Consider the following 26,072-nt stretch of genomic DNA (forward strand, 5'->3'; position numbering starts at 1 on the left):
AGACTGTCCTCCGATCTCCCTCCGACCGTCCCCGAACCGTCCCGACCATCCGTTCATGTGCCTGCGCGTCAGGTCGGCTTTGGACGATTCGTCAGCAAATGTCGACACACCTCAGCTCAAATGTCGCATTTGATGACGTATGAACTTAGCCTGACCCTGGCACTGCCCGTCAGATCCGGGCCGCCCGTTGCGCGACACACCGACCCTGAGGACCCGTGCATGGACGTCACCCGCGATTCGTCGCAGCGACCCGACCACCTGCCCAAGCCGCTCCCCCCGGCACTGCCGGAACGTTCCGCCTCGGGTTCCAGCCCCCTGGCCAAGGCCACGACCGTGCAGGTGACCAAGACCGGCAAGCCGGTCGCCTCGGTCGACCTGGCCGACGCGGGCCCGGCGACCGCGCCGCTGGCCCTGGTGCCGAGCCCCTTCCAGGGCGGCCCCTCCGACCTGGGCGATCCCCTGGAGGCGGCCGCGCCGGAGACGGTCGAACTGCCAGGGACGGCCGCGCCGGCCGCCGCCACCTCCCGCCGCCCCCCGCGCGCCGACCAGGCGCTGCGCGAGCACGGCGCCCGGGCCGTACCCGGCTGGATCGCCGTGTTCGCCGTCCTGCTCGGCCTGGCCGGCGTGCTGTACCCGCTGCTGCGCACCGGCGTCATCCCGCACTGGGACGTGCTGCCCGACCTGCGCGGCACCGCCGCGAAGGAGAACGGCCGGGCCGAGGTGGACCTCCTCTCGATCGCCGAGGTCGCCGGGGCGGGCCTGGTCGTGGTGTTCGCGCTGGCCGGCCTGCTGGCCAACGCCGGCGGCGAGACCCGGGTGCTGACCCGCTGGGGGCGCTACCGGGGGACGGTGCGCCGCACCGGCCTGATGTGGGTCAACCCGCTGCTGCGCCGCCGCCGGGTGGACGTGCGGCTGCGGCACTGGCGCAGCGAGCCGGTCAAGGTGGTCGACCGCACCGGCACCCCGATCGTCGTCCGGCTGCTGATCGTCTGGCGGGTCAAGGACACCGCGCGGGCGCTGCTGGCGATCGAGGACCACGAGGGCTACCTGCGCGAGCAGGTCCAGGCCGTGCTCACCCGGACGGCCTCCATCCTGCCCTGCGACAGCAACGCGGCCCCCGGCCCCGCCCTGCGCGACGGGCAGTGGTTCGCCGACGAGCTGACCCGGGCCCTCGCCGCCGAGGCGGCCCCGGCCGGTCTGGAGGTGTACTCGGTGCAGCCGTTGGCGCTGGACTACGCGCCCGAGGTCGCCGAGTCGATGCGCCGCCGCCGGCTGGCCGACCTGGACGCCGGTCTGCGCACGGTGCTGGTCGACGACGCGGTGGAGGCGGCGGCCCTGGCCGTGCGCCGGTTGGAGCGGGCCACCGCCCACGAACTGGACGAGGCCGCCCGCAGCGCGCTGATGGAACAGCTGCTGGTCGCCTTCGTCGCCCCGGCCGGAGTGGCCGCTTCGGTACCGCCCCCGGCCGCTCGGGCCGGGCGGAAGGAAGGACGACCCGCATGAGGATAGCCACCGGCGCGTACGCCGAACCCGATGTCGAGCAGGCGGTGGACGCCGGGCTGATCGGCTTCGAGGAGAGCCTCGGCAGCATCCCCGCGATCGTCGGCTGCGGCTGCCCGAACTGCGCGGCCCGGCCGCGGACCGCCGACTCCGACTCCTCGGCCGGTGGCAGCCGAATACACCGCGCCGTGCGGGGGACCTGCCTGGCGACCACCGTTCTGGCGGGCGCCGGCGTGGTCGGCCTGACGGCCGGAGCCGGGGCCGCGCACGCCGCGCCGGGCACCCAGGGCTGGGACGGGTCGAAGTACTGGTTCAAGAACAGTGCGGGTGAGTGGCGTTGGACGAGCCACTACACCGTGTACTCCAACCGCACCGGCGGGTCGGGCTCCTCCGGCGGCCAGGCGGTGTCCAACGGCTCGGCCTCCTCCTGGGGGATGCAGCAGGGCTGGGACGGGTCGAAGTACTGGTTCAAGAACGGCGCCGGCGAGTGGCGTTGGACGAGTCACCACGACGTCTACCTGAACCGCACCGGCCAGTCCGGCGGCGGCTCGGCGCCGCAGACCCCCGCCCAGCCGTCCGGGAGCAGCGCGCCGAGCTCGGGGAACACCGAGGCGGTGATCGGCTACGCGCTCGCGCAGCTGGGCAAGCCGTACGTCTGGGGCGGTGACGGCCCGACCGGCTACGACTGCTCGGGGCTCGTCCAGCAGGCGTACCGGCGCAGCGGGATCAGCCTGCCGCGGGTGGCCGACGACCAGTACGCGGCCACCACGCCGATCAGCTCGGGGCAGCTGCGCCGGGGCGACCTGGTGTTCTGGTCGGACAGCGGCCGGGCCTCGGGGATCCACCACGTGGGGATCTACCTGGGCGGCGGCAAGTTCGTCGAGGCGCCGAGGCCGGGCAGGACCGTCCGGATATCGACGCTCAACTCGGGCTACTACCCGACCCACTTCGGTCGGCCGTAGGGCGTTCGCGAGACACCTCGCAACACACCTCGCGAGACACCTCGGGCCCCGGCGGGAACGCTCCCGCCGGGGCCCGAGGCATGCGGTCAGGCGGAGGCGTCGTCCAGCAGGGCGGTCTGCGCCGGGGTGAGCTCCAGGGCGGCGGCGGCCAGCAGCGGGGGCAGCTGCTCGACGGTGCGGGCGCTGGCGATCGGGGCGGCGACGGTCGGGCGGGCGGTGAGCCAGGCGAGGGCGACGGTGGCGAGCTCGACGCCGTGCTCGGCGGCGACGGCGTCCAGGGCGTCCAGCACCTTGGGGCCGCGCGGCTCGGCCAGGTAGCGGGCGGCGCCCTCGGCGCGGGCGCTGGTGACGTCCGGGCCGCCCGGGCGGTACTTGCCGGTCAGGAAGCCGGAGGCGAGCGCGTAGTAGGGGACGGTGGCCAGGCCGTGCCGGGCGACGACCTCGGCCAGCGGGCCCTCGAAGATGGCGCGGGAGACCAGGTTGTAGTGCGGCTGGACGGCGACGTACGCGGCCAGGCCCTCGCGCTCGGAGAAGGCCAGCGCCTCGGCGAGCCGCTCGGCGGAGATGTTGGAGGCGGCGACGGCGCGGACCTTGCCCTCGCGGACCAGCTCGTCCAGCGCGGTGACGAACTCCTCGACCGGGGTCTCGTCGTCGCGGTGGGTGTAGTACAGGTCGATGTGCTCGACGCCGAGGCGGCGCAGCGAACCCTCGGCGGACGCCTTGATGTTGGCCGCGCTCAGGCCGCGCGCCTCGGGGTGCATGCCGACCTTGGTGGCGATCACCACGTCGTCCCGACGGCCGCGGCTGCGCAGCCAGTCGCCTATGACGGTCTCGGACTCGCCGCCGGCGTTGCCCGGGGCCCAGGCCGAGTAGACGTCGGCGGTGTCGACGAAGTTGCCGCCGGCGGCCGTGTAGGCGTCCAGGACGGCGAAGGACTGCTGCTGGTCGGCCGTCCATCCGAAGACGTTGCCGCCGAGGGAGAGCGGGGAGACGGACAGGTCGGAGGCGCCGAGGCTCACCCGGCTGAAGGCTGCGGTCATGATCGCAGTCAACCGGATCGGCGGGCGGCGCATTCCGTCCGTCGCACGGACTTCACACGCTCGTCGCCCCGCCGTCGCACGAAGCGGTGGGCGCGGGCAGGTGAGGTGGGGTCCGGGGTGTGCCTGAGGTGGGCGGATTCGTTAGAGTCCGTGCCATGGCTGACAACGACTACGACCCCGCCGGCAGCACGCAGATGTTCCGGGCGTTCGTCGACGAGACTCCGGCCCCCCAGGCTCCGGGTTCCGTCTCCACCTACGGCAGCACCGGCGGCGGCAGGCGCACCGGCGTGATCGCGCTGATCGCCGTCGTGACCCTGGTGGTCCTGGGCACCGTCGTCTGGCTGGCGGTCAAGTGACCCTCGCGCGGGTGACCCGGACGAGGGTCACCCGCGCGGTGGGAGTGTGAGGTTCAGCAGGGCTTGCGCCAGGCGTTCAGATCGAGCTGCTTCTGCATCGAACTGAAGCCCAGGGACTTGGCCTTGGCGCAGAACTGGTTGGTGTCGAGCTTGTACTCGACGTGGAAGACCGCCTTGTTGGCCTTGATGAACGGCGCGACGCGGTCGCACTCGTCGAACTGCGAGCACTCCTCGTTGACCGCGAAGTCGAAGTCCGGCAGCAGCGCGGGGATCTGGTCGAGGTCGTTCTTGAGGCCGATGGCCAGGCCGCGGTCGTGCGCGAGCTTGGCGAGCATGCGGTTGTACGCGAGCTGGTCGTCGGGGGTCAGCGGGAAGCCGCTGTGCTGGTTGTACGCCTCGATGGTGTCGGGCTCGATGGCGTCGAAGCCCTTGCTCTTGCACATGTCGAAGCGCGCGGCCATCAGCGGCTTCAGCTGGTCCAACTTGCGGATGTCGAACCACTTCTCGCCCGTCCAGCCCGTGTCGGAGCCCTGGAGGGCCTTGGCGAAGGCTTTGGAGTCGGGGCGGAAGTCCTCCCAGGAACCGGCGTTGATGTAGCAGATCACCTTGCGGCCCTTGGCGTGCAGGGCGGAGACCACCGAGGCGTCGTTCTCGAAGCCGTCGATGTCGTAGACCGGCACGTCCACCGACTGGTCGACGGGGCCGTTGCCGAGCTGCCACTGCCAGGCCAGGCCCGGGGCGGGCTGCCAGCGGCCTCCGGCGGCCGGCGGCGGGACGGGGGAGCCCGGGGTGCCGGGGGCGGTCGTCGTGGCGCCCGGGGTGGTGGGCGTCGTGCCCGGCGGAGTGGCCGGGGTGGTGCTGCCGGGGCCCCCGGGGGTGCTCGGGGCGGTGGCCGCGGGCGGGTTGCTCGGCGAGGAGTCGGCCGAGTCGTTGTCGTCGTCCGAGCCCGAGCTGCTGCACGAGGTGGCGAGCAGCGCGGTGGCGGTGGCGAGGGCTGCGGCGGCGGGCATCAGCCGGAGGCGGCGGTTCACGGTTGTCGAACTCCGAGTCGGGTCAGGTGAGTTCGGCGGCGGCCAGGCCGTACGGCAGGGTGCACCAGGGGTTGTCCCCGGCGCCCGGTACGGCGCAGCCGACGCCGGCGCGGCGGGCGGCGATCAGTGCGGTGGCATCCTCGGCGGCATCGGCCGGGACGTCGTAGACCAGGTGGCAGAAGCGGGAGGCCGCGTGACGGCCCGTCCACAGCGGCTGGGTCATCGAGCGGTACGCCGTCCAGTCGCCCTCGAAGGTGACCAGCAGGTCGGCCAGGCCGACTTCGGCGTAGCCCGGGTCCGGGTGGTCGCCGTGGCCGAACACCACGGTGTGGCAGCCGGCCGCCCTGGCCGCCGTCGCGAGGCGGCGGTAGTGCGCCAACGCGCCGGGGTGGGTGGCGACTTGGTCGAGGTAGGCGCCGTTGATGCCATGGCGCTGACGATACGTGAGGATGTCGGCGACCACCGCCGCGTGGGGCCTGCGGCCGTAGTCGGTGTCCGTGTACCCGATCAACGGCAGCCCGGCGGCGCGGAGTTCTTCGACGGCGTCGGAGAAGACGCCGTCCGGGGTCTCGCCCGGACCGTCCGCGAGGTTGAGCACCACGGCGGTGATCCGGGAGGGGTCGGCGGCGGCGACCGCCCGCCAGGCCGCCGGGTCCACCGCGGGGTGGACGTACAGCGGCACCAGCAGGCGGCCGTCCGGTACGGGCCCGGTCGTCATGCCACCGCCGGGGTGGTGGCGGGCGCGGCGCTGTCGAGCCACAGGTCGCGCAGGGTATCGGCGAGGCCCGTGGTCGGGTGCCAGCCGAGCGCCTCGGCGGCGGCCGACACGTCGGCCTGCTGCCAGGAGACGCCGGCCGAGCGCTCGGAGCCCGCGCCGCTCTCGTCGATCCGGCCGGTGAAGCCGGAGGCGGCGACCAGCCCGTCCGCGATCGCCCGGACCTGCTGGGCCCGTCCGGAGGCGAGGTTGAGCACCCGGGGGAGCGGGCCCTCGGCGGCGACGGCCAGGCCGACCGCCCCGGCGACGTCCCGGGCGTCGACGAAGTCGCGGTAGGCGGAGAGGTCCCCGACCTTCACGACTCCCTCGGCGCCCTCGGGGGCCACCCGGCGCAGCTCGGCGGCCAGCCGGCCGGGCAGCGAGCCCGCCGGAGCGCCCGGGCCGACCGGGTTGAACACCCGCAGCACCACGGCGTCCAGCGGCGAGCCGGCCACCGCGAGGGAGCCGGCCAGCTTGGTGGCGCCGTAGACGCCCACCGGGCGGGCGTCGGCCTCCTCGGACAGCGAGCTGCCCTCGGCGCAGACGCCGTACTCGCCGGCCGAACCGATGTGCACCAGGCGGGTCTTCGGGGCGCACAGGGAGAGCGCCTCGCAGAGCACCGCCGGGCCGCGGGCGTTGACCTCGGCGAGCTTGACCGCGCTGCCGGCCACCGCGCCGGCGAAGTTGACCACCGCGTCGGGCGCCAGCGCGGCGATCTCCTCGCCGAGCGGGCCGGCCTGGGCGGTGGCCAGGTCAAGCCGGAGGTCGTGGGCGGGCCGCCGCCCCGCGGTCAGCACGGTGGCCCCGGGCAGGGCCCGCAGGACGGCGGCGGCGTGACGGCCCAGGAAGCCGTCACCGCCGAGGAGCAGGATTCTCACGCGGCCCGTCCGTCGCTCTCGGCGCCGGCGGCGGCCGGGGTGTCCGGCTGGGCGCTGTCGTCCGAGGCGGTGCGGGCCGCCGGGATCGGCAGTTCCGCGACGGCCGGGACGACGGCCGGGACGACGGTCGGGGTGGCGGCCGGGGTGTCGGCCGACTCGAAGGGCATCAGGACCGGGCGGATGCTGGAGAACTCGGCGTTGGCCCGGTCGTAGTCGTCCGGGCGGCCGATGTCCAGCCAGTAGCCGTCGAAGTCGTAGGAGGACGGCGGGGTGTCGGCGGCCAGCAGGTCGAGTACCAGCTCGTCGAAGCCCAGCGGCAGGCCGGGGGTGTACTTCGCCAGCGCCGCGCGCGAGACGCCGTACACGCCCATCGAGACGCGGTAGTCGATGCTCGGCTTCTCCTGGAAGCCGGTGACGCTGCCGGCCTCGGTGGTCAGCACGCCGAAGTCGATCCGGACCTGGCGGGCGTAGGTGGCGATGGTCAGCGGGGAGCCGGACGCCTCGTGGTGGCGGAGCACCGCGGCGAAGTCCAGGTCGGTGAGGATGTCGCCGTTCATCACCAGGAAGTGCTCGGGCAGGCGGTCCTGCATGGTGAGCAGCGGGCCCATGGTGCCGAGCGGGCTGTCCTCGACGGCGTAGCCGACCCGCAGGCCCCACTGGGAGCCGTTGCCGACGTACGCGCGGATGATGTGGCCGAGGTGGCCGATCGCCAGGGTCACGGTCTTGAAGCCCGAGGCGGCGAGCTGGCGCATCACGATCTCCAGGATCGCGTGCTGGTCGCCGATCGGGACGAGGGGCTTGGGAAGCGCGGTGGTGTACGGGCGCAGGCGGACGCCCTTACCACCGGCGAGGATCACTGCGTGCATGGTGTTTCCCCCACGGAAAGGATGTGCTGGACACGAGCCTCGGATACCAGGGCGGTCATGATCGCGACGGTGCGTCAGACGTTGTAGATGTCGGTCTTGTAGCGGGCGAGGTTGGCCGGGTCGCGGAAGAACTCGATGGTCTCCTCCAGGCCCTGCTCCAGGCTGAAGCGCGGAGCCCAGCCGGTGGCCTCGCGCAGCCGGGTCGCGTCCGCGACGAGCCGCATGACCTCGGAGTTGGTCGGGCGGATGCGCTGCTCGTCCTCCTTGACGAGCAGGTCCACGCCCATGAGCTTGCCGACCAGGGTGACCAGGTCGCCGACGGAGATCTCGCCGCCGGTGCCGGCGTTGAAGGTGCGGCCGACCACCGACTCGGCGGACGCGGTGCCCACCGTGCGGAAGGCGTTGGCGGTGTCCTTGACGAACGTGAAGTCGCGGGTCGGGCGCAGGTCGCCGAGGGTGATCTCGGTCTGGCCGGCCGCGACCTGGGCGATCACGGTGGGGATGACGGCGCGCATCGACTGGCGCGGGCCGAAGGTGTTGAACGGGCGCAGGGTGACGACCGGGGTCTCGAAGCTGGCGTGGTAGCTGTCGGCCAGCCGGTCCCCGCCGGCCTTGGAGGCGGCGTACGGGGACTGGGTGTTGATCGGGTGGTCCTCGGTGATCGGCACGGTCTGCGCGGTGCCGTAGGTCTCGCTGGTGGAGGTGTGCACCAGGCGCGGGATCTCCAGGTGGCGCACGGCCTCCAGCACGTTCAGGGTGCCGGTGACGTTGGTGTCCACGTAGGAGTGCGGCGCGCGGTAGGAGTAGGGGATCGCGATCAGGGCGGCCAGGTGGTAGACCGCCTCGGTGCCCTTGACCAGGCCGTTGACGGAGCCCGGGTCGCGGACGTCGCCGAGCACGATCTCGACGGAGTCCAGAACCTCCGGGGAGAGGGTCTCCAGCCAGCCGAAGGAGGAGAAGGAGTTGTACTGCACCATCGCGCGGACGTGGTGACCGTCGGCGACCAGGGTCTCGACGAGGTGGGAGCCGATGAAGCCCTCGGCTCCGGTGACCGCGACGCTGCTGCTCATGCGGAATTCGCTTTCTCGATGTGCGGGACGGTCCGACGCCCTGTGGTGGTCGGCCGAGCTTGTCGATCGGTTGTCGATCAGCGGTGCTGGGTGGTGCGGCCGAGCGCGGGCCCGGCGATGGCGGTGAGGAGGAGTGCGGCCGCCCCGCAGCCGATGAGCTGCAGGGCGATCGGGTCCGCACCGGTCAGCAGTCCGACGCTCTCGGCGACGGCGGCTGCCAGACAGATGAGGGCGGTGCTCCAGCTGAACCCGAAGGCGTTCAGCAGCAGCGCCAGCCAGAGCGAGCCGCCCAGGAGCAGCATCGCGCCGAGCTGCGGCACGCCGAGCGCGGGAGCGCCCGGCCACAGCACGGTCGCGGCGGCGTCCAGCGCGGCGACGGTCGTGAGGTAGATGAACAGGCAGCCGAGCAGGATGCCGCCGGTGCGGCGGCCGAACTGCGCACTGGTGTGGCTGGTGCGCAGCGCCGCCACGGCCATCGCCCGGTAGCGGAACAGCAGCCACTCGGCCAGGCCCAGGCTGAGCGTCAGCGCGATCATGGCCGGGCCGGTGAGGGCGGCCTTCGTCTGCCCCGCCGCATGGTGGGCCCCGGGGTGCGCACCGGCGTGGGCGGCGGCGTGCGTGACGGTGGTGTGGACGGCGTGGACGGTGTGCCCGCTCGCCTGCACCGCCTGGTGGACGGTCTCGCCGAGGCCCGCGATCAGCGTCAGCGCGCCGCAGGCCAGGCCGAACAGCAGGTGCGGCAGCTCCTGGTACAGCGGCAGCCTGAGCGCGGGCGCGTCCTTGTCGCCGGCGCGCACGCAGCGCAGCAGCTCCCGGGCGGCCAGCCCGATCGCCAGCGCCACCGAGGCGAGCAGCACCACCGTCCGTACGACCTCCGGCACGTCGGCGGCGAGCACCACGCCCGCGCCGACCGAGGCCGGCGCCAGCGCGACCAGCAGGAACTTCTCCCGGCCCAGCACCAGCAGCACGGTGGCCGCGCCCAGGTACGCCGACTGCCCGGCGGCGAAGCAGAGTGAGCCCAGCGGGCCGCCGACCACGTACGCGGCGGTGGCCGCGACCAGCGCGCCCATCGGCGCGCCCACGGCCAGGCAGACGGCGGCGTCCCGGCGGCGCACCCGGCTCAGCCAGCGGTACGAGCGGTGCGCCAGCGCCTGGTTGAAGCCCCAGCTGACCAGCGTCGCCACGGAGAGCGCGAGCATGCCCGAGGGCAGGCCGAAGCGCATCCGGGCGGTCGCGAACAGGTTGGCGCCGAGCAGGTAGCCGAGCCCGGGCAGGGCGAACACCAGGCCGCGCACCACGCAGCGCCAGGGGTCGGCCCGCCAGGGGTTGGCGAACTCGGAGCTCGGGCCGGGGTAGCGGCGCTGGACCTTCTCGAACAGCTCCTCGGCGACGGTGAAGGCGTCGGGGCGGCCGTAGAGCAGGGCGGCCTGCTCGTCCGAGAGGCCGTCCGACTCCAGGATGGCCGCGATCTCGTACGGGTGGACGGCGTCGGCGCAGATGTCGTTCAGGCGCTCGGCGAGCTCGTCCAAGGGGTCGGCGGAGAGGCCGAGTTCGTCCTCCGGCTCGGGCTGCACCGGGGTGGCCGGGGCCTGGCGGCGGAGCTTGAGCGGCAGCGTGCGCAGCTGCATCGTCCGCTCGGCGCCGCCCTCGTCCTGGACGAGCCGCAGGGGACCGCTCATGCGTCCACCTCGCTGCGCTCGGCGGCCGCTTCGCGGGACACGCACCTCTTGATGATGAGCTCGCTTCGCTCGCTCATGCGTCCACCTCGCTCGGCTCGGGCTGGACGGAGGCGAGCGGGCGTTCCCAATCGGGGCTGGGGGCCTGGTCGGTGACGGGGACGACGCCGCCGGGCATCCAGCGGGCGGTGCCCAGGAGTTCGGTGTAGATGCCGCGGAAGCCGTCGATGTTCTGGCGCAGGGTGAACTGCTCGATGACCCGCAGCCGGGCGCCCTCGCCGAGGCGGGCGCGGCGCTCGGGGTCGCGCAGCAGCTCGATCGCGGCGGCGGCCATCGGCTCGGGCTCGCGCGGGGGGACGACCAGGCCCGTGTCGCCGACGGCCTCGCGCACGCCGCCCACGTCGGTGGAGACGGTCGCGCGGCCGCAGGACATGGCCTCGATCAGGGTGAACGGGAAGCCCTCGCTGATGCTGGAGAGCATGACCACGTTGCCGGCCGCGTAGGCGTCGGTGATGTCGGCGACGCGGCCCTCGAAGACCACCGAGTCGGCTATATCGAGCTCGGCGGCCAGGGCTATGCAGCCGTCCCGGTACGCCTCGCCGCCCTTGGGCGTGCCCCCGAAGAGCCGCAGCCGCGCCTCGGGGATCTCGCTCCGGACGATGGCGAAGGCCCGGATCAGCGTCTCCAGGTCCTTGATCGGGTCGACCCGCCCGGCCCAGCTGAGGGTGGGCGTCTCGGGCTCGGGCCCGGCCGGGGGGAAGGCCGCCGGGTCCACCCCGTTGTAGACGGTGCGGATGTGCGTGGACGGCGTGCCGCCGCGCTCCTCCCAGCGCCGGTTGTACCGGTTGCCGGGGGTGACCAGCGCGGCCTGGCGGTAGCTCTCCTCGGCGAGCATCCGGTAGAAGCCCAGCAGCAGCGCCTTGACCGGCCAGCGGTACGGGCCGGTGCGGTAGCCGAGGTAGCGCTCGCGCAGGTAGATGCCGTGCTCGGTGAGCAGGAACGGTACGCCGTACTGCTGGGCGGCGATCAGCCCGGGCAGGGTGGCGAGGCCGCCGCTGGCCGCGTGGGCGACGCCGTCGGTGGGCGGTTCGACCGCGAGCGGCCGCAGGGCGTGCTCGAGCAGGTCGGTGGCGTTCAGGGCGTCGTGCATGGTCGGCCGGGAGGCGGCGGTCGGCAGGTAGTCGCGGGTCCAGACCTGCTGCAGGGTGCGCAGGGCGCGCTCGCTGCGCAGCGCCGGGCTGAGCAGCCCGCGCCGAGCGAGGTCGGCGAAGCCGTACAGCTCGGTGCCGAAGTGGGTGGTGTAGACCGGGTCGAGGACGGAGTGCAGGAAGCGCTCGTACGCGTTGAGGAAGAGCCGCATCTCCTTGCCGCGCGGTGCTCTGGCGTCGGAGGCCGGGCCCCACAGCGGTGCGGTGGTCACGGACCGTACGTTGGCGGGCAGTTCCCACGCGAGCGGTTCCTGGCCGGTGCCGGTGACGGCGATGATGTCGAAGTCGACGTCGGGCATGCCCTGGACGAGCTGGTCGCACCAGACACTGACCCCGCCGTGCTGGTGCGGGTACGTCCCCTCGGTGAGCAGGGTGACGCGCATGTCCTGTCCCCCTCCTGTTCTTGCCTGTTCTTGCGTCGGTTGTCCGGCCTGGATGGCCGGAACGGCAGCCGTGGCGGGGCCGGGCCGGTCGCCCGGTCCGGCCCCGTCATCGGGTGTTGCGGTTACGGGTTACCGGTTGCCGGAGCGGCCGGTGGTGGTGCCGCGCGAGGCCGTCCCCCCGGAAGCCTTGCCGCGCGTGTCACGGGCGTCGGCAGCCTTGGCTACGACGCCCTTGCCGGGCACGGGGGTTCCGCTGCCGGGCACCAGGGACGGGGTGGCGCCGCGAGCGGTGTCGCTCGGGCCCACCGGGACGGGAGTGGCCACGCCCTGCGGGACGACCTTCTTGTCGGCCGGGGCCGGGGCCGGGACGGACTTTGCGGCGATGCTCGGGGCGACGGCGGCCGGAGCGGCCGGGGCGGCACCCGAGGGGAGCTGCAGCACGACGCTGGTCTGCATGGGGCCGGGGGCCACCCAGCCCGAGAGGTTACCGGCGTAGGCGGAACCGAAGGCGGTCGTCCCGATGGCCAGCTGCTGAGCAGTTCCGGTCGGCATGGTGGCCTGGACCTGAACGCCCGCCGGCGCGTTGACCGTGACGGTGTTCCCGATCCGGTAGCCGGTGACCTGGCCGGCGGCGACGGCCGTGTTCCAGGCGCCGCGCTTCTGGAACTCCTGGCCGATCTCGCGCTCGCTGAGGTTCACGATCGGGGTGTTGTCGGCGTGCAGCGAGCGGTAGGTGCCAAGGATCTTCTCCAGCACCGGGTACAGGATGCGGTCCTCGGACAGGTTCGACTGGTGCACGAAGTGCGGGCGCGGGTCGTTGTTCAGCACGTGGCCGAGGTCGATCCGGGCCTCCAGCGGCACGATGTACGACTGGTAGCCGGTGGTGGTGTTCAGCGGCTGGGGCAGGCAGGTGGAGTTGGCGTTGTTCTCGCAGACGCCGCTTCCGCCGTTGGCCTTGCTGGTGTAGATCCAGTTGTACTCGTCGGTCTCCTCCACCGCCGAGCCGGCGTTGTAGAAGACGTTCATCGGGTACCGCGGCACGGTCAGCGTGGACGGGCCGACGGGCCGCTGGGCGGCCTCGCGGGAGGCGTCGCTGCCGGTGAACTTGATGCCGTTGGCGGCCAGCGCCGGCGCCAGGTTCGGGTTGTCGCTGGTCTCCTGCGGGGCGGTCAGCAGCCCGGAGTGCTCGCCGGTCACGAGGGCCTGCGGGTCGACGCGGAGGCCGTTGCGGGTGGCCCAGTCGAAGTTGTTCTTGATCTGGGTGCTGATGGTGTTGTAGTCGACCCAGACGGTGTTGCCCGCGGCGTCCTTGGTGCACCGCCACGGCACCACGGTGACGTCCTGGAGGCAGCCCAGGTACGGGTGGGAGTACGTGTGGTTGACCCACCGGTAGCTGGTCTGGTCGGTGATCATCTGGCCGGCGGTCGGGTCGACCGTGGCCTGGTGGTCGGCCTTCCAGTCCTCGCTGCCACCGCCGTTGAACAGCATGTCCAGCGTGAAGTTGTTGGTGGTCTGCCACTGCTTGAGGAACTGGGCGTCGGCCTGGGTCATCCGGATCGGGTTGGCCGTGTCCGGGGTGCCGGGCGGGCAGGTGACGTCGCCGGGGGTGCACTTGAGCGTGGTGCTCCAGCGGTCGTCGGCCAGGAAGACGTCGTCGACGTGGGTCGCGAAGTAGTTCCGGTCGTAGCCGAGGTGGACGCCCTGGGTGATCCAGTCGACCATGCCGCGTGCCAGCAGCCGGTACTGCTGCTGGTACTGGTTGTAGACGAAGGTGACGACCAGTTCCTTGCGGCCGTCGTGGGTGTACTCGCCGACCAGCGAACCGCGGCTGGTCGTGCTGGGTATCGGCGCGTCGACCAGCGGGGTGAACGAGGCGCCGGCCGGCAGGGAGGCGAGCGGGGTGGCCAGGTAGCCGTAGCTCTCGTTGACGTTCGGGTCGTTGTCCTCGAACGGGACGCTGCCCTTGAGGTACCCGAACGGGCCGGACGTGCCCGCGGCCGTGGTGGCGGCCTGGAATCCGTCGAGGGTCCCGACGAAACCGGGATTCTGAGCGTAGTTCAGCCCCACCGCCGGGCTGGCCCACGTGTACGCGTCGATCTGACGGACATTGAAAGCGGCCTCGTAGGTCGCGATCGCGGTCATCTCGGCGGCGCTGTTGGGGAAGGGGTTCTCATTGGGCATGACAATGCCCTGGAACTTGCCCCGGGGCAGACCGTTCACGGTGTCGCTCAGGAAGGCCGAGGTGATCACCGGTCGGCCGGTATCGCTGAGGGTGACGACCTTGTACGGGGTGCCCTGGCTCTTGAGTTCGGCGGTGATGGCCGCGACCGCCGGGCCGCCGTCGTCGATGACGAGGACGGTGAGGTCGATCCTGGGCGGTGTGGTGTCCGCGTGGGCCAGGGTGGTCTGAAGCCCTCCGGCCAGCAGAACTGCCGCCGCACACGCGGCGACTCTTCGGGTCGCTCGACCCATGTTGTGCCTCCCCTTGGGGCCGGACTCCGGGCCGTAACCACGGCCGTCCGCCCCCTTGTCGCTGTTCGCGGGCAGCAGGCTGCCCGGCGCCCATCCTGGTGGAGGCCCGGGTACGGGAGTGACCATTTGGGTGAGAGTGCAGCGAACCTGTTACCAACGTTCATGGCAAAGCCATGAAGGCGCTGATTGTGACCGGAAGAGGACCGGGGATGCAAATAATGAATTGAAAATGAAAAACCGGAGCCCCGGGCATCCGGTGCCATGTGACAGCCCGAATTCACAATGCGACGGAGACGGCAACATCACCCCCCGGGGACGGGGTGATCAGCCCTCGTTGATCAATCCCTCACGGAGCTGGGTCAGGGTGCGGGTGAGGAGCCGCGAGACGTGCATCTGGGAGATGCCGATCTCCTCGCCGATCTGCGACTGGGTCAGGTTGCCGAAGAACCGCAGCATGATGATCCGGCGCTCGCGCGGCGGCAGCTTCGCCAGCAGCGGCTTGAGCGACTCGCGGTACTCGACGCCCTCCAGCGCGAGGTCCTCGTACCCGAGCCGGTCGGCCAGCGGCCCGTCGCCGTCCTCCTCGCCGGGGCTGGAGTCGAGCGAGCTGGCGGTGTAGGCGTTGCCCACCGCGAGGCCCTCGACCACGTCCTCCTCGCTGACCCCCAGGCAGGCCGCCAGCTCGGCGACGGTGGGGGAGCGGTCCAGCCGCTGGGACAGGTCGTCCCCGGCCTTGGTGAGCGCCAGCCGCAGCTCCTGGAGCCGGCGCGGCACCCGCACCGACCAGCTGGTGTCCCGGAAGAAGCGCTTGATCTCCCCGACCACCGTCGGCATCGCGAAGGTGGGGAACTCCACCCCCCGCTCGGGGTCGAACCGGTCGATCGCCTTGATCAGGCCGATGGTGCCGACCTGGACGATGTCCTCCATCGGCTCGTTGCGGCTGCGGAAGCGCGCCGAGGCGTACCGGACCAGCGGCAGGTTGAGCTCGATCAGGGTGTCGCGGACGTACGTGTGCTCGGCGCTGCCGGGTTCCAGGGCGGCCAGCCGCAGGAACAGCGAGCGGGAGAGCGTACGGGTGTCCAGCGCGGACCCGGGCGGAGCCGCCTCCGCCGGCCCGCGTTGCGGCGGGAGGCCGCCCTCGGCGACCGTGGTGTTCTCGGCCTGACCAGCGTGGATCTCCGCAGTGCCCAGCTCTCCGGACATGCGCCCACCCCCTCGTGACTGACGTTTGAACGGGGGCCGACACCCGGAGGTTCCCGGCGGGGGCCCAATCCCCTCCATACCGGATCACCGCGCACGGCAAACCCGAACGTCGCGAATCGTCACGCCCGGGTAACGCGCAGCAATCTCACTCTTCCCATGAGTTGCCGGTCCGAAGCCTCGTCAGAATCCGCGACAGCAGTCGGGAAACATGCATCTGCGACATTCCCAGCTCGGTACTGATCTGCGACTGGGTGAGGTTGGCGAAGAACCGCAGCATCACGATCCGCCGTTCCCGTTCCGGGAGTTGGACCAGAAGGTGGCGCACCATGTCGCGGTGCTCGACCTCGGCGAGCGCGGAGTCCTCGTAGCCGAGCCGGTCGAGCAGGGCCAGCCCGCCCTCGTGCTCCTGGGCCGCCTCCAGGGAGGCCGCGTTGTAGGCCCGCCCGGCGTCCAGGCAGGCCCGGACGTCCTCCTCGGGGATGCGCAGGCTGGCGGCGATCTCGGGCACCTTGGGCACCCGGCCGTGCAGCACCGTCAGCTCCTCCATGGCGCCGCTGACCTGGACCCAGAGCTCCTGGAGCCGGCGGGGGACGTGCATGGTGCGGACGTTGTCGCGGAAGTAGCGCTTGATCTCGCCGAGGATGGTCGGCAGCGCGTAGGTGGGGAACTGCACGCCGCGGGTGGGGTCGAAGCGGTCGATGGCGTTGATCAGGCCGATCGTGCCGACCTGGACGACGTCCTCCATCGGCTCGCTGCGGCTGCGGAAGCGGGTGGCCGCGTAGCGCACCAGCGGGATGTTCACCTCGATCAGTGCCGCCCGGACCCGCTCCCGCTCGGGGGCGTCGGGGGGCAGTTCGGCGAGCCGCTCGAACAGCACCCGGGTCAGGGTCCGGACGTCCACGACGGGCCGGCCGCCGGGGCCGCGCAGACCGTCCGGGCGGAGTTCGCCGGCCGGACTGATGATCGCAGCCAGCACTTCGTCCACGGACACGTCACCCCTCCCAAAGTCGTCTACGGCGGGCCCTGCGGATCGGGTGTCGCGGCTGGTTCTTCACCTCGCCATGTCCGGCAAAACCGGTCATAGCATCACAAGGCGGGCGCAGGTCGGGCAAGTACCCGGTGGAGGTGTGTTGATGGGGCGAACGGCCGTCGCGGGGCCCGGGGGCGGGGCGCGGCACGGGTCGTTCCGGGGCGTAGCAAGCCGCCCCGCCCGGTGGCCGGGCGGGGCGGTCGGGGTCCGTCCGGGGGACGGGCCGGGGGTGCGCTCGGGGAGCGCGGGGGCCGTTCGGGGCTCAGACCTCGATGTCGGCGATCACCCAGGTGGCGAATTCGCGCCACTGGCCGGCCGCAGCCTGGTGGGCCGGGTGGGTCAGGTACGCCTGCAGGGCCTCGCGGTCCTCGACCAGGCTGTTGATCGCGTAGTCGTAGGCGATGTCCCGCTCGGTGGTGTTCCAGCCGCACTCCCACGCGCGGAGCTCGGGGATCAGCGAACCGAGCTCGGCGAACGCCTTCGCGCCGGCGATTGCGCGCTCGTCGTCCTTGGTGACGCCTTCATCGAGCTTGAACAGGACCAGGTGCCGGATCACGACGGCCACTCCTCGCGGACGGGGGGAACAGAGGGTCCCGCCCACCGTAACGGGTGCGCCGGGGCCCCTCGCGGGCCGTCCCGCTACTTGATCAACCCGGTCATGAAGGTGCCGACCGCCTTGGCCGCGTTCGAGATGCCCTCGAAGCCCAGCTGGACGAGCTCGGCCGAGCGCGACGGTGAGGTGATGATCGAGTAGAGGACGAAGACGAGCAGGAGCACCATGCCGATCTTCTTCGCCTGCGCCATCGGGGGTCCCTTCCTCCCAGCTGTGGGCCGCCGTCACCCTGCTCCCCGAGCGGCCCTGCACTGGGCAGCTTATCCACCGGACGGGCTATCAAGTGTGCGACGCGTTCGCCCGACGGGACGAAGGTCCCCGCGAGTGGGGCCTTTCTCCGGATGCCCGGGCCCGGCCGCGGCGGCAGGATGGACGGTGTGCCGCGGATCTGGCAGGAATCCCCGGTACGTGGACCGGAGATCCCCGCTGTGGGACCGGGCGCCGCGACTTCCCCCCGACGCGGCACCGGTTGTGGGACTCCGCCAGGGGGAGCGGTGAGTCCCCCCGAGCCGCTCCCCCTCCAGGCTCCGTACGGACCGGGTTTCGGTGGTCATCGGCCCGGCGTACGGAGCCCTTTCCGTGCCCGGGAACCGGGACCGGAACGTGAGATCGCAGCTGAGGCGGCAACTGAGGCCGGAACTGAGACCGCGACGACGAAGGGCCCCGACCGTTCCCGGTCGGGGCCCTTCGTTCTTCCTGCTCATGGCGGTAGCGGTGGGATTCGAACCCACGGTGGAGTTGCCCCCACACACGCTTTCGAGGCGTGCTCCTTTGGCCGCTCGGACACGCTACCGAGGGGAACTCTACCGGACGGGTGGCGCGGTCACGAAATCCGTTTCCGGACAGGGTGGACGGGCGGGGTGGCCGACGGGACGGCCGGAGGGGGTGTCAGCGGCGCCCGGTCAGCGGTGGCCGTCGAAGAAGGCGCGCAGCTGGGTGGCGCACTCCTCGGCGAGGACGCCCGGGACGACCTCGGGGCGGTGGTTGAGCCGGCGGTCGCGCATCACGTCGAAGAGGGAGCCGGCCGCGCCGGCCTTCTCGTCGAGGGCGCCGTAGACCACGCGGTCGATGCGGGAGAGGACGATGGCGCCGGCGCACATGGTGCAGGGCTCCAGGGTGACGACGAGGGTGCAGCCGCTGAGGCGCCACTCCCCGGCCTTCTCCGCCGCCTGCCGGATGGCGACCACCTCGGCGTGGGCGGTCGGGTCGCCGATCGCCTCGCGCTCGTTGTGGCCGCGCCCGATCACCTCGCCGTCCGGGCCCAGCACGAGCGCCCCGACGGGGACGTCACCGGTGGCCGGCGCCAGGGACGCCTCGGCGATGGCGAGGCGCATCGGCGCCGCCCAGCGGTCGCGTACCGGGTCGGGGCGGACGGGGGCGGGCAGCGGGGGGACGTGCGGGACGGTCGGCGGGGTGGCGGCGGGCTGCATGGCATCCAGTGTCGGCCATCCGGCCCGGGGGCCGGAGCCGGGCACCGGCCGCTACCGGACCGCTTCCAGGACCTCGCCGCAGCCCAGGGCCTCGGCGATCTCCTCCAGGGCGTCGCCCGGCACCGCGCCCTCGCCGCTGAGGGCGAGCAGGCCGTCGGAGGCCAGGCCGAACTCGGTGAGCAGGTGGGAGTCGCCCAGCGGGCCGACCGGGACGCCGCCGCGGGCGTCCGCGTCCTCGTCGTCCTGCTCCTCGGCCTCCTCGGCCTCGTCCAGCAGGTGGTCCAGGTCGCCGAACTCGCTTTCGCCGGCCTGGTCGACCAGTTCGTCGGTGAGGACGGAGCCGTAGGAGCTGCGGGCGGCGGCGGCGCCGTCCGACACGAAGATCCGCGGGTCCTCCTCGCCGTCCACCCGGACGATGGCGAACCAGGAGTCCTCCTGTTCGATGAAGATCAGGACGCTGTCGTCGTCCTGGGCACTGTCGCGGGCCAGGTCGGCCAGATCGGCCAGGGTTTCGACGTTGTCGAGTTCCGCCTCGCTCACATCCCACCCGTCCTCGGTGCGAGCAAGCACTGCAGCGAAGTACGCCACCAGGACACTCCCAAGATCATCGGTGTCGGCTGTCGGCGCGCACGGGCGACGCGAAATCCTGGCCGCCCCCGCGCCAGAGGCGGCCCGCTTGTTCGGACCGTCCCATCGGAATCGTGACAGAAAGCCCGCCCTTGCGGGGGGTGTTCGGCAGCGCGTCTTCGCAGGTCGTGTCGGAAGGCCCGGTCGGTGTCCGGCCCCGCAGCGCCGCAGGCTCCGAAGGCGGTCGAACTTCGCCCGGTGCGTCCGAAATGGCCGCGTCAGATCCGGAACGTACGCATCCGCATGGCCTCGCGCATCCGCCGCTCCTTGGTCCTCCGGGGCTGGACGCGCTCGCGCAACTCGCGTGCCTCCGCGAGTTCGCGCAGGAAGAGGGCCCGCCGTCTGCGGCGCTCCACCTCGGTCTCCGGAGGGTCCTGGGGCGGGCCGGAGCGGAGGCCCGCTCCGGCGACGGGTTCGTCCGCCGAGCCGTCCCCGGGTTTCGGGTTGCTCGTCATGGGTCGAGACATTCCCCGTTCCGCCCGGTTGATACCACAGGAGGCCGTTCCGTCCCGACATCCGGCCGGTGTCACGGCGTGTCACCGGAAGGTGACGGGTCCAGGCGGAAGCCCTGGCACGGCGTGTCGTACGGGCGTCCGGGAGCGGGCTAACCTCGGTACATGCGTCTCCACGTCGTCGACCACCCCCTGGTGGCCCACAAGCTCTCCACCCTGCGCGACGAGCGCACCGACTCGCCGACCTTCCGTCGCCTGACCGACGAGCTGGTGACCCTCCTCGCGTACGAGGCCACCCGGGACGTCCGTACCGAGGAGGCGGAGATCACCACGCCCGTGGCGGTCACCCTCGGTACCAAGCTCAGCTACCCGCGCCCGCTGGTGGTGCCGATCCTGCGGGCCGGCCTCGGCATGCTCGACGGCATGACCCGGCTGCTGCCCACCGCCGAGGTCGGCTTCCTCGGCATGGTGCGCAACGAGGAGACCCTGGAAGCCTCGACCTACGCCACCCGGATGCCGGACGACCTCTCCGGCCGCCAGGTCTACGTGCTCGACCCGATGCTGGCCACCGGCGGCACCCTGGTCGCGGCGATCCGGATGCTGATCGAGCGCGGCGCCACCGACGTCACCGCCGTGGTGCTGCTGGCCGCGCCGGAGGGCGTGGCGGTGCTGGAGCGGGACCTCGCGGGCCTGCCGGTCACCGTGGTCACCGCCGCGCTGGACGAGCGGCTCAACGAGAACGGCTACATCGTGCCGGGCCTCGGCGACGCCGGCGACCGGCTGTACGGCACCGCGGGCTGAGCCCGTACCCGGACAGACGGAGGAGCCCCCGGCCGCGACGGCCGGGGGCTCCTCTCTTCGGTCTCGACGCTCTTCGGTCTCGACGCTCAGCAGCTGCCGGTGGCGGTCGGGGTGGGGGAGGGCTTGACGGCCAGGGCCAGGGCGGCCGCCGCCTGGGTCTCGTCCAGCAGGGCGCTGTAGCCGTCGCCGATCACGAAGTCCACGGTGGTGTCGGTGCGGGCGTCGGGGGTGGTGACGGCCCCGGCGATCTGCGAGCCGATCAGGGTGGCGGCGCCGGCGCCGCCCGGGCCGGCGATCACCTGGGCGGTGCCGGGCACCTTCTTGTCCAGCTCGGCCGGGGCGTTGCCGACCTTGCCGATGACGAAGCCGCGCTTCTTCAACTCCTCGGCGGTGCGGCCGGCGAGGCCGCCCTTGGCGGTGGCGTTGTAGACGTTCACCGTCACGGCGGAGGGCTGCGGGATCGCGTGCGGGTCGCCCGCGGCGGGCGTGGTCGGGCCGGGGGCCGGGGCGGCCAGCGCCTTGCCGGAGGGAGTGGCGCACGCCTGGGCGGAGGCGTTCTTGTCCTTGCCGGTGAAGATGTCGTACAGCTGGACTCCGCCGAGCCCGATCAGGGCCAGGGCGAGCAGGCCCGCGAGCGCCGCGATCACCTTGCGGCTCTTCTTCGGGGGCCGGCCCAGACGCGGATAGCTGTTGCCGGTGATGCGGTACTGCTTCCCCTTGAGACCTTGGGGAGTCAACATGCTCACGGTATGTCTCCCCCTCGTGCCGGGGCGGGGTCGGGATGACGGGACGGCCGGTGCGGGCGTCCGCCGGGTGCTGCGGCCTGCCTGGTCGTGACGGACTGCCTGGTCGCGGCCGTAGTCAGCAGCCTAGTGCCGTCCGGCAGCGAAGGTACTAAACGATCATCATCTGGAGTACCCCGGCACCCGAAAGGGTTACCGGGGTGCGGGCGGGGCCCGGTCGGAGGTCCGTCACTCCATCTCGAGGACACGGGCGTGCAGCACCTGGCGCTGCTGCAGCGCGGCCCGGACGGCCCGGTGCAGCCCGTCCTCCAGGTAGAGGTCGCCGTGCCACTTCACCACGTGGGCGAAGAGGTCCCCGTAGAAGGTCGAGTCCTCGGCCAGCAGGGTTTCCAGGTCGAGTTGGCCCTTGGTGGTCACCAGCTGGTCGAGCCGCACCGGACGCGGGGCGACGTCAGCCCACTGGCGGGTACTCGTCCGGCCGTGATCCGGGTAAGGCCGCCCATTGCCGATGCGCTTGAAGATCACACGGAAAGCCTACCGTTCGGACGGCGGATGGCCCAGCAGCGGCGGCTCCGCCACGCGCGCGGGTGCGAGCTGCGGGTGGGCGAATGCGGTTGTTTGATGGGAAATGTCGCGAACATCGCCCAGCGACTGTGTCGTTCAGGCAGGCCCGTCAGTCGCCGTTCAGGAGTGTGCACCCATGTCCTCCGCCCCCACCCCGCAGCCCGTCCGGGAGATCGCCGACGGGTACGCGTTCACCGGGCCCGCGCTCGACCTCGGCGCGGTGCTGCTGGACGGCACCGCGTACGCCGACGCGCAGGTGCGCATCCCGCTCGCCGTGCTCAACCGGCACGGGCTGGTCGCCGGGGCCACCGGCACCGGCAAGACCAAGACGCTCCAGCTGATCGCCGAACAGCTCTCCGCCCAGGGCGTCCCGGTGTTCCTCGCCGACGTCAAGGGCGACGTCTCCGGCATCTCCGCGCCGGGCGCGCCCGGCGACCGGACCGCGACCAGGGCCGCCGAGGTCGGGCAGAACTGGGCGGCGCAGGGCTGCCCCGCGGAGTTCTACGCGCTCGGCGGCATGGGCGCGGGCATCCCCGTCCGGGCCACCGTCACCGACTTCGGACCGCTGCTGCTCGCCAAGGTGCTGGACCTGAACGAGACCCAGGAGTCCTCGCTCAGCCTGGTGTTCCACTACGCCGACCGGCGCGGGCTGGAGCTGTTCGACCTCAAGGACCTCAGCGCCGTGATCGCCCACCTCACCTCGCCCGAGGGCAAGGAGGAGCTGAAGGGCATCGGGGGCCTCTCCCCGGCCACCGCCGGGGTGATCCTGCGGGCGCTCACCGTGCTGGAGAACGAGGGCGCAGGGGCGTTCTTCGGAGAGCCCGCCTTCGACACCGCCGACCTGCTGCGGACGGCCCCGGATGGGCGCGGCGTGGTCTCGGTGCTGGAGCTGCCCGCCGTGCAGGACCGGCCGCGGCTGTTCTCCACCTTCCTGATGTGGCTGCTCGCCGACCTCTACCAGGGGCTGCCCGAGGTGGGGGACCTCGACAAGCCCAAGCTGGTGTTCTTCTTCGACGAGGCGCACCTGCTGTTCAAGGGCGCCTCCAAGGCGTTCCTGGAGGCGATCACCCAGACCGTGCGGCTGATCCGCTCCAAGGGCGTCGGCATCTTCCTGGTCACCCAGACCCCGAAGGACGTACCGGCCGACGTGCTGGCCCAGTTGGGCAATCGGGTGCAGCACGCGCTGCGCGCCTTCACCCCGGACGACGCCAAGGCGCTCAAGGCCACCGTCTCGACGTTCCCGCGCTCCTCGTACGACCTCGGGGCGGTGCTCACCTCGCTGGGCACCGGGGAGGCCGTGGTGACCGTGCTGTCGGAGAAGGGCGCGCCGACGCCCGTCGCGGCGACCAGGCTGAGGGCGCCGCAGTCGCTGATGGGGCCGATCGAGCCGGCCGCGCTGCAGGCGGCGGTGGACGCCTCGCCGCTGACGGTCCGTTACCGGGACGCGATCGACCGGGAGTCGGCGTACGAGAAGCTGGCGGCGCGGGCGGCCGAGCCCGCGCCCGAGCCCGTCCCGGAGCCCGAGCCTCAGCGGGAGGAGCGGGGGGAGCGGGCGGAAAGGGAGGAGCGGGAGGAGCGGGCCGGGTCGAAGGCGGCGGCGGGCGGGCTGCTCGGATCGCTGCTGAACAACCCGACGGTGAAGTCCTTCGCCCGCTCGGCGGGGCGCCAGCTCGGGCAGGAGATCTCGCGCAGCCTGTTCGGGACCTCCAAGCGACGGCGCTGAACCACCCGGTGGGCCAGCGGGTGGGCCAGCGGGTGGGTCACCCGCTGAGCGCGGCGCCGATCCGGTCGAGGGAGGAGAGGCGCATCAGGCCGTAGTTGTAGAACTCGACCTCGGGGACGCCGAGTTCGCGCAGGATGGTGATCTTGGCGGCGAGGTTCTCGGGGCCGTCGCAGTCCGAGGCCATCGGGCGCAGGATCACCGCCATGTCCTGGGGGCGGACGCCGTGCAGGGCGAAGGCGGCGATCCTCTCGCGGACGGCCTCCGGGGTCTTGGCGTAGCCGAGGGTCTCGATCTGGTCGGCGGCCTTCGCCAGGGCGGGCAGGTCGATGCCGGACAGCCAGCCCTTGCCGGGGCCGCCGCCGTCCATGAAGCTCAGCCGCAGGCCGTGGCGGCGGGCCTGCTCGGCGAGGTCGGCGGTGAGCGCGGTGACGGTGGCGGCGGAGGAGTCCACGTACGCGGCGAAGGCGCCGCCGGCGAGGGTGCTCAGGTCGGCCGGTTCGGCGGCCGCGTGCTCGTCGGCGAGGCGGCGGCGCAGTTCCGTCCGTACGGCTTCGGCGACCTCGTCGGCCGGGACGCCGGCGCGGGTGGCGGCGGTGCGGCAGTGGGGGCAGAAGCAGACGCCGAGCAGGGCTTCGGCGGTGGGGCCGAGCCACTCGAAGTAGCGCTCGTGGTGGTAGCCGTGGCGCAGGCCGTGGAAGTGCAGGGACTCGGCGCGGATCGCGTCCACGCCGTAGCGGGCGAGGTCGGCGACCAGGGTCAGCGCGTACTCGCGGACCTCCGGATTGGCCGGGCAGAGCTCGGTGAGGTGGCGGTCGCCGAAGGCGTTGGCCGGGGCGCAGTCGGGGTGGGCGAAGCCGAGGCGGTCGTTGTGGCAGAAGACCGTCCAGGCGTGCAGCTTCAGTCCGCGGCGGCGGGCCTCCTCGGAAGCCTCGGCGAAGGGGTCGCGCTCGCCGATCGCGGTGGAGGGCGCGGGGGCCAGGCGGCGGCCCTTCCAGGCGGCCGGGTCGGGGCGGAAGTAGGCGGCGCCCGGTTCCAGGTAGCGGATCACCCGGCGGGGGTTGTGCGGGAAGACGTCGCGGGCCTCGTGGTAGACGGAGGCGAGGGTGACGCCGCCGACGCCTGCGCGGTCGGTGAGGTTGCCGAAGAAGGTGTCGGCGCCCTCGTCGAGCAGGTCGGTGGCGAAGGCGAGGACGGACGACTCCACGGCGCGGCTCCGGAGCTGGGGGCTGGTGCGCCGACCACGCTAGCCGCCGGGGTGGGAATGGTCTATACCGCCGCGCTGGGCCCTGTCCGGCCTAGAGCCCCAGGTCGTCGAGCTGCTTGAGCAGGTCGGCGTTGGGGCTGTTGGGGTTGGTGGCGGACTGCGGGGCCTTGGCGTCGGCCCTGGCGGGCTTGGGTGCCTTGGGGGCCTTGGCGGGCCTGGGGGTGGCGGCGGCCGCCGGGCGCGGGCCGCGGTTGCGGAAGATCCAGGCGCCGGCCAGGCCCCCGACCAGCCCGCCCAGGTGCGCGGCCCAGCTGATGCCGTGCGGGGCGACGCCGGGCACGGCGCCGCTGACCATGTAGGCGAAGGAGGCGCCGAGGACCACGCCGATCAGGGTGTCGACCAGGTTGCGGTCGATGATCCCGCGCAGCACCACGTAGCCGAAGTAGCCGAAGACCACGCCGCTGGCGCCCGCACCGATGGTGTTCGGCGGGTCGAAGACCCAGGCGGTGAGCTCGCTGGTCAGGGTGACCAGCAGGGTGAGGCCGAGGAACTTCTTCACGCCGCGGTAGGCCGCGAGGAAGCCGAAGACGAACAGCGGGCCGGAGTTGGCCTCCAGGTGGGCCCAGTTCCAGTGCAGGAAGGGCGCGGTGACGATGTTCGGCAGACTGCCCAGCTCCTGCGACTTGACGCCGAACTGCCGGCCGAGGTCGTAGTCGTCCATCCAGTTCACCAGCTGGATCAGCCAGACCGCGGCCAGTACCCCGACCATGGTGAACAGCGCCCGGCGGGCGTCGGCGATCATCTGGGCGGGGTCGAGCGTGCTTGCGGCGGTGCTGCGGTCGTCCGAGGCCATGGCTTCGACTCTAGGCGCGGCAGGAACGGACGTGCACCCCATTACAGTGACTCGTGTCGATTTCCGACTCGATTTCCCGACTCGATTCCCGATCGTGAGAGGTGGCCCCCGATGGGCGTTCGTCCGCCGCTGCCGTACGAGTTCCTCCCGCAGGTGCCGTCCTTCGAGCTGACCAGCCGGGACATCACCGAAGGCGGCACACTGGCCCAGGAGTTCGTGTACGCGGCCGGCAACCTGTCGCCGCAGCTGGCCTGGTCGGGCCTGCCGGAGGGCACCCGGAGCATCGCCGTCACCTGCTACGACCCGGACGCGCCGACCGGCTCCGGCTGGTGGCACTGGCTGGCGCTGAACCTGCCCGCCGACACCGCCGAACTGCCGCGCGGCGCGGGCTCCTCGGACGCGAGCCTGCCGGGCGAGGCGTCCTTCCACGGCCGCAACGACTTCCCCGGCAACCGCTACGACGGCGCCGCCCCGCCGCCCGGCGCGCCGCACCGCTACGTCTTCGCGGTGCACGCGCTGGACGTGGAGAAGCTGGACGTCCCCGCCGACGCCCCGCCGGCGCAGGTCGGGTTCCATCTGACCTTCCACACGCTGGGCCGGGCGCTGCTGACGGCGGAGTACGGGGCCTGACGA

General features: G+C 72.5%; 25 protein-coding genes, 1 tRNA gene and 1 pseudogene. 6 read left to right on the forward strand and 21 right to left on the reverse strand.

Annotation, left to right across the window (positions count from 1 at the left end):
* The first annotated feature begins 219 nt into the window (after positions 1-219).
* The gene (locus tag IH61_RS0108520) at positions 220-1,503 is read left to right on the forward strand and encodes an SPFH domain-containing protein (RefSeq protein WP_051836580.1); all 1,284 of its coding nucleotides are present in this window, start codon (positions 220-222) and stop codon (positions 1,501-1,503) included.
* Entirely contained in the window at positions 1,500-2,462 is a 963-nt protein-coding gene (locus IH61_RS42715) for a C40 family peptidase (protein WP_051836582.1), read from the forward strand. Before IH61_RS0108520 ends, IH61_RS42715 begins: the two co-directional genes overlap by 4 nt.
* An 86-nt stretch (positions 2,463-2,548) precedes the next feature.
* On the opposite strand, the gene IH61_RS0108530 is transcribed toward IH61_RS42715, so the two are convergent.
* On the reverse strand, positions 2,549-3,502 hold the full coding sequence (locus IH61_RS0108530) for an aldo/keto reductase (protein ID WP_031067367.1): 954 nt from the start codon (positions 3,500-3,502) through the stop codon (positions 2,549-2,551).
* Positions 3,503-3,657: 155 nt separating this feature from the next.
* Between IH61_RS0108530 and IH61_RS0108535 the strand changes: the two genes are divergently transcribed.
* On the forward strand, positions 3,658-3,858 hold the full coding sequence (locus IH61_RS0108535) for a hypothetical protein (RefSeq protein WP_031067370.1): 201 nt from the start codon (positions 3,658-3,660) through the stop codon (positions 3,856-3,858).
* 53 nt (positions 3,859-3,911) lie between these two features.
* Here the strand turns inward: IH61_RS0108535 and IH61_RS40585 are convergent, their stop codons facing one another.
* The 16 genes and pseudogenes from IH61_RS40585 to IH61_RS0108620 all read right to left on the reverse strand — a co-directional run bounded on the left by IH61_RS40585 (position 3,912) and on the right by IH61_RS0108620 (position 19,554).
* Positions 3,912-4,889 carry an endo alpha-1,4 polygalactosaminidase gene (locus IH61_RS40585; RefSeq protein WP_234327083.1) on the reverse strand — a complete coding sequence of 326 codons (978 nt, stop codon included), beginning with the start codon at positions 4,887-4,889 and terminating at the stop codon, positions 3,912-3,914.
* A 22-nt stretch (positions 4,890-4,911) separates the two neighbouring features.
* Entirely contained in the window at positions 4,912-5,649 is a 738-nt protein-coding gene (locus IH61_RS0108545; RefSeq protein ID WP_324607589.1) for a spherulation-specific family 4 protein, read from the reverse strand.
* A complete protein-coding gene (locus tag IH61_RS0108550) occupies positions 5,604-6,521 on the reverse strand; it encodes an NAD-dependent epimerase/dehydratase family protein (RefSeq protein WP_031067378.1) in 918 nt (305 codons plus the stop codon). The genes IH61_RS0108545 and IH61_RS0108550 overlap by 46 nt, the downstream gene beginning before the upstream one ends.
* Positions 6,522-6,685: 164 nt before the next feature.
* Positions 6,686-7,387 (reverse strand): annotated as a pseudogene (locus IH61_RS0108555) (nucleotidyltransferase family protein); the annotation flags it as partial.
* A gap of 74 nt (positions 7,388-7,461) precedes the next feature.
* On the reverse strand, positions 7,462-8,457 hold the full coding sequence (locus IH61_RS0108560) for an SDR family NAD(P)-dependent oxidoreductase (RefSeq protein ID WP_031067382.1): 996 nt from the start codon (positions 8,455-8,457) through the stop codon (positions 7,462-7,464).
* A 77-nt stretch (positions 8,458-8,534) separates the two neighbouring features.
* Positions 8,535-10,136 carry a hypothetical protein gene (locus IH61_RS0108565; protein ID WP_037971979.1) on the reverse strand — a complete coding sequence of 534 codons (1,602 nt, stop codon included), beginning with the start codon at positions 10,134-10,136 and terminating at the stop codon, positions 8,535-8,537.
* 73 nt (positions 10,137-10,209) lie between these two features.
* Positions 10,210-11,724 (reverse strand): GT4 family glycosyltransferase PelF, encoded by a 1,515-nt coding sequence (pelF, locus tag IH61_RS0108575; protein ID WP_078910940.1) that lies wholly within the window; start codon positions 11,722-11,724, stop codon positions 10,210-10,212.
* Positions 11,725-11,853: 129 nt separating this feature from the next.
* Positions 11,854-14,196: a hypothetical protein gene (locus IH61_RS0108580; protein ID WP_063763162.1), complete on the reverse strand. Its 2,343-nt coding sequence runs from the start codon at positions 14,194-14,196 to the stop codon at positions 11,854-11,856.
* Between the two features lie 324 nt (positions 14,197-14,520).
* Positions 14,521-15,399, reverse strand: coding sequence for an RNA polymerase sigma factor SigF (locus IH61_RS0108585; protein WP_031067392.1), 879 nt, complete (start codon positions 15,397-15,399; stop codon positions 14,521-14,523).
* Between the two features lie 145 nt (positions 15,400-15,544).
* Positions 15,545-16,384, reverse strand: a complete 840-nt coding sequence (locus IH61_RS0108590) for an RNA polymerase sigma factor SigF (protein WP_420713868.1) — start codon at positions 16,382-16,384, stop codon at positions 15,545-15,547.
* A gap of 307 nt (positions 16,385-16,691) precedes the next feature.
* The gene (locus tag IH61_RS0108595; protein WP_031067397.1) at positions 16,692-16,985 is read right to left on the reverse strand and encodes a Dabb family protein; all 294 of its coding nucleotides are present in this window, start codon (positions 16,983-16,985) and stop codon (positions 16,692-16,694) included.
* 83 nt (positions 16,986-17,068) lie between these two features.
* Positions 17,069-17,233, reverse strand: coding sequence for a hypothetical protein (locus IH61_RS47675; RefSeq protein WP_199823286.1), 165 nt, complete (start codon positions 17,231-17,233; stop codon positions 17,069-17,071).
* A gap of 512 nt (positions 17,234-17,745) precedes the next feature.
* Positions 17,746-17,835: transfer RNA gene (locus IH61_RS0108605), tRNA-Ser, on the reverse strand.
* A 109-nt stretch (positions 17,836-17,944) separates the two neighbouring features.
* Positions 17,945-18,472 (reverse strand): tRNA adenosine(34) deaminase TadA, encoded by a 528-nt coding sequence (gene tadA, locus IH61_RS0108610; protein WP_051836586.1) that lies wholly within the window; start codon positions 18,470-18,472, stop codon positions 17,945-17,947.
* 51 nt (positions 18,473-18,523) lie between these two features.
* The gene (locus IH61_RS0108615) at positions 18,524-19,060 is read right to left on the reverse strand and encodes a tRNA adenosine deaminase-associated protein (RefSeq protein WP_031067404.1); all 537 of its coding nucleotides are present in this window, start codon (positions 19,058-19,060) and stop codon (positions 18,524-18,526) included.
* Between the two features lie 257 nt (positions 19,061-19,317).
* A complete protein-coding gene (locus IH61_RS0108620; protein ID WP_031067407.1) occupies positions 19,318-19,554 on the reverse strand; it encodes a hypothetical protein in 237 nt (78 codons plus the stop codon).
* Positions 19,555-19,716: 162 nt separating this feature from the next.
* Here IH61_RS0108620 and upp point away from each other — a divergent pair, with 162 nt between their 5' ends.
* Positions 19,717-20,352: a uracil phosphoribosyltransferase gene (upp, locus tag IH61_RS0108625; RefSeq protein WP_031067409.1), complete on the forward strand. Its 636-nt coding sequence runs from the start codon at positions 19,717-19,719 to the stop codon at positions 20,350-20,352.
* 86 nt (positions 20,353-20,438) lie between these two features.
* On the opposite strand, the gene IH61_RS0108630 is transcribed toward upp, so the two are convergent.
* The gene (locus tag IH61_RS0108630; RefSeq protein ID WP_107057080.1) at positions 20,439-21,092 is read right to left on the reverse strand and encodes a LytR C-terminal domain-containing protein; all 654 of its coding nucleotides are present in this window, start codon (positions 21,090-21,092) and stop codon (positions 20,439-20,441) included.
* Between the two features lie 231 nt (positions 21,093-21,323).
* Entirely contained in the window at positions 21,324-21,620 is a 297-nt protein-coding gene (locus IH61_RS0108635; protein ID WP_030061387.1) for a type II toxin-antitoxin system VapB family antitoxin, read from the reverse strand.
* Between the two features lie 175 nt (positions 21,621-21,795).
* On the opposite strand from IH61_RS0108635, the gene IH61_RS0108640 reads away from it, so the two are divergent.
* The gene (locus tag IH61_RS0108640) at positions 21,796-23,382 is read left to right on the forward strand and encodes a helicase HerA-like domain-containing protein (RefSeq protein WP_031067419.1); all 1,587 of its coding nucleotides are present in this window, start codon (positions 21,796-21,798) and stop codon (positions 23,380-23,382) included.
* A gap of 37 nt (positions 23,383-23,419) precedes the next feature.
* Here the strand turns inward: IH61_RS0108640 and IH61_RS0108645 are convergent, their stop codons facing one another.
* Entirely contained in the window at positions 23,420-24,586 is a 1,167-nt protein-coding gene (locus tag IH61_RS0108645; RefSeq protein WP_031067421.1) for a hypothetical protein, read from the reverse strand.
* A 91-nt stretch (positions 24,587-24,677) separates the two neighbouring features.
* On the reverse strand, positions 24,678-25,439 hold the full coding sequence (locus IH61_RS49525; RefSeq protein WP_063763163.1) for a rhomboid family intramembrane serine protease: 762 nt from the start codon (positions 25,437-25,439) through the stop codon (positions 24,678-24,680).
* Positions 25,440-25,550: 111 nt separating this feature from the next.
* Between IH61_RS49525 and IH61_RS0108655 the strand changes: the two genes are divergently transcribed.
* Complete coding sequence (locus IH61_RS0108655) at positions 25,551-26,069, forward strand: YbhB/YbcL family Raf kinase inhibitor-like protein (protein WP_031067425.1); 519 nt, start codon at positions 25,551-25,553, stop codon at positions 26,067-26,069.
* Positions 26,070-26,072 lie beyond the last annotated feature (3 nt).

The sequence above is a fragment of the Streptomyces sp. NRRL WC-3742 genome, assembly GCF_000720635.1.
GTDB lineage: Bacteria > Actinomycetota > Actinomycetes > Streptomycetales > Streptomycetaceae > Kitasatospora.

What these genes read in the sequence shown, in the direction of transcription:
- IH61_RS0108520 (WP_051836580.1), top strand. Translation starts at nt 220, where the DNA reads ATGGACGTCACCCGCGATTCGTCGCAGCGACCCGACCACCTGCCCAAG.
- IH61_RS42715 (WP_051836582.1), top strand. Translation starts at nt 1,500, where the DNA reads ATGAGGATAGCCACCGGCGCGTACGCCGAACCCGATGTCGAGCAGGCG.
- IH61_RS0108530 (WP_031067367.1), bottom strand. Translation starts at nt 3,502, where the DNA reads ATGACCGCAGCCTTCAGCCGGGTGAGCCTCGGCGCCTCCGACCTGTCC.
- IH61_RS0108535 (WP_031067370.1), top strand. Translation starts at nt 3,658, where the DNA reads ATGGCTGACAACGACTACGACCCCGCCGGCAGCACGCAGATGTTCCGG.
- IH61_RS0108560 (WP_031067382.1), bottom strand. Translation starts at nt 8,457, where the DNA reads ATGAGCAGCAGCGTCGCGGTCACCGGAGCCGAGGGCTTCATCGGCTCC.
- IH61_RS0108565 (WP_037971979.1), bottom strand. Translation starts at nt 10,136, where the DNA reads ATGAGCGGTCCCCTGCGGCTCGTCCAGGACGAGGGCGGCGCCGAGCGG.
- pelF (WP_078910940.1), bottom strand. Translation starts at nt 11,724, where the DNA reads ATGCGCGTCACCCTGCTCACCGAGGGGACGTACCCGCACCAGCACGGC.
- IH61_RS0108580 (WP_063763162.1), bottom strand. Translation starts at nt 14,196, where the DNA reads ATGGGTCGAGCGACCCGAAGAGTCGCCGCGTGTGCGGCGGCAGTTCTG.
- IH61_RS0108585 (WP_031067392.1), bottom strand. Translation starts at nt 15,399, where the DNA reads ATGTCCGGAGAGCTGGGCACTGCGGAGATCCACGCTGGTCAGGCCGAG.
- IH61_RS47675 (WP_199823286.1), bottom strand. Translation starts at nt 17,233, where the DNA reads ATGGCGCAGGCGAAGAAGATCGGCATGGTGCTCCTGCTCGTCTTCGTC.
- tadA (WP_051836586.1), bottom strand. Translation starts at nt 18,472, where the DNA reads ATGCAGCCCGCCGCCACCCCGCCGACCGTCCCGCACGTCCCCCCGCTG.
- IH61_RS0108620 (WP_031067407.1), bottom strand. Translation starts at nt 19,554, where the DNA reads ATGACGAGCAACCCGAAACCCGGGGACGGCTCGGCGGACGAACCCGTC.
- upp (WP_031067409.1), top strand. Translation starts at nt 19,717, where the DNA reads ATGCGTCTCCACGTCGTCGACCACCCCCTGGTGGCCCACAAGCTCTCC.
- IH61_RS0108630 (WP_107057080.1), bottom strand. Translation starts at nt 21,092, where the DNA reads ATGTTGACTCCCCAAGGTCTCAAGGGGAAGCAGTACCGCATCACCGGC.
- IH61_RS0108640 (WP_031067419.1), top strand. Translation starts at nt 21,796, where the DNA reads ATGTCCTCCGCCCCCACCCCGCAGCCCGTCCGGGAGATCGCCGACGGG.
- IH61_RS49525 (WP_063763163.1), bottom strand. Translation starts at nt 25,439, where the DNA reads ATGGCCTCGGACGACCGCAGCACCGCCGCAAGCACGCTCGACCCCGCC.
- IH61_RS0108655 (WP_031067425.1), top strand. Translation starts at nt 25,551, where the DNA reads ATGGGCGTTCGTCCGCCGCTGCCGTACGAGTTCCTCCCGCAGGTGCCG.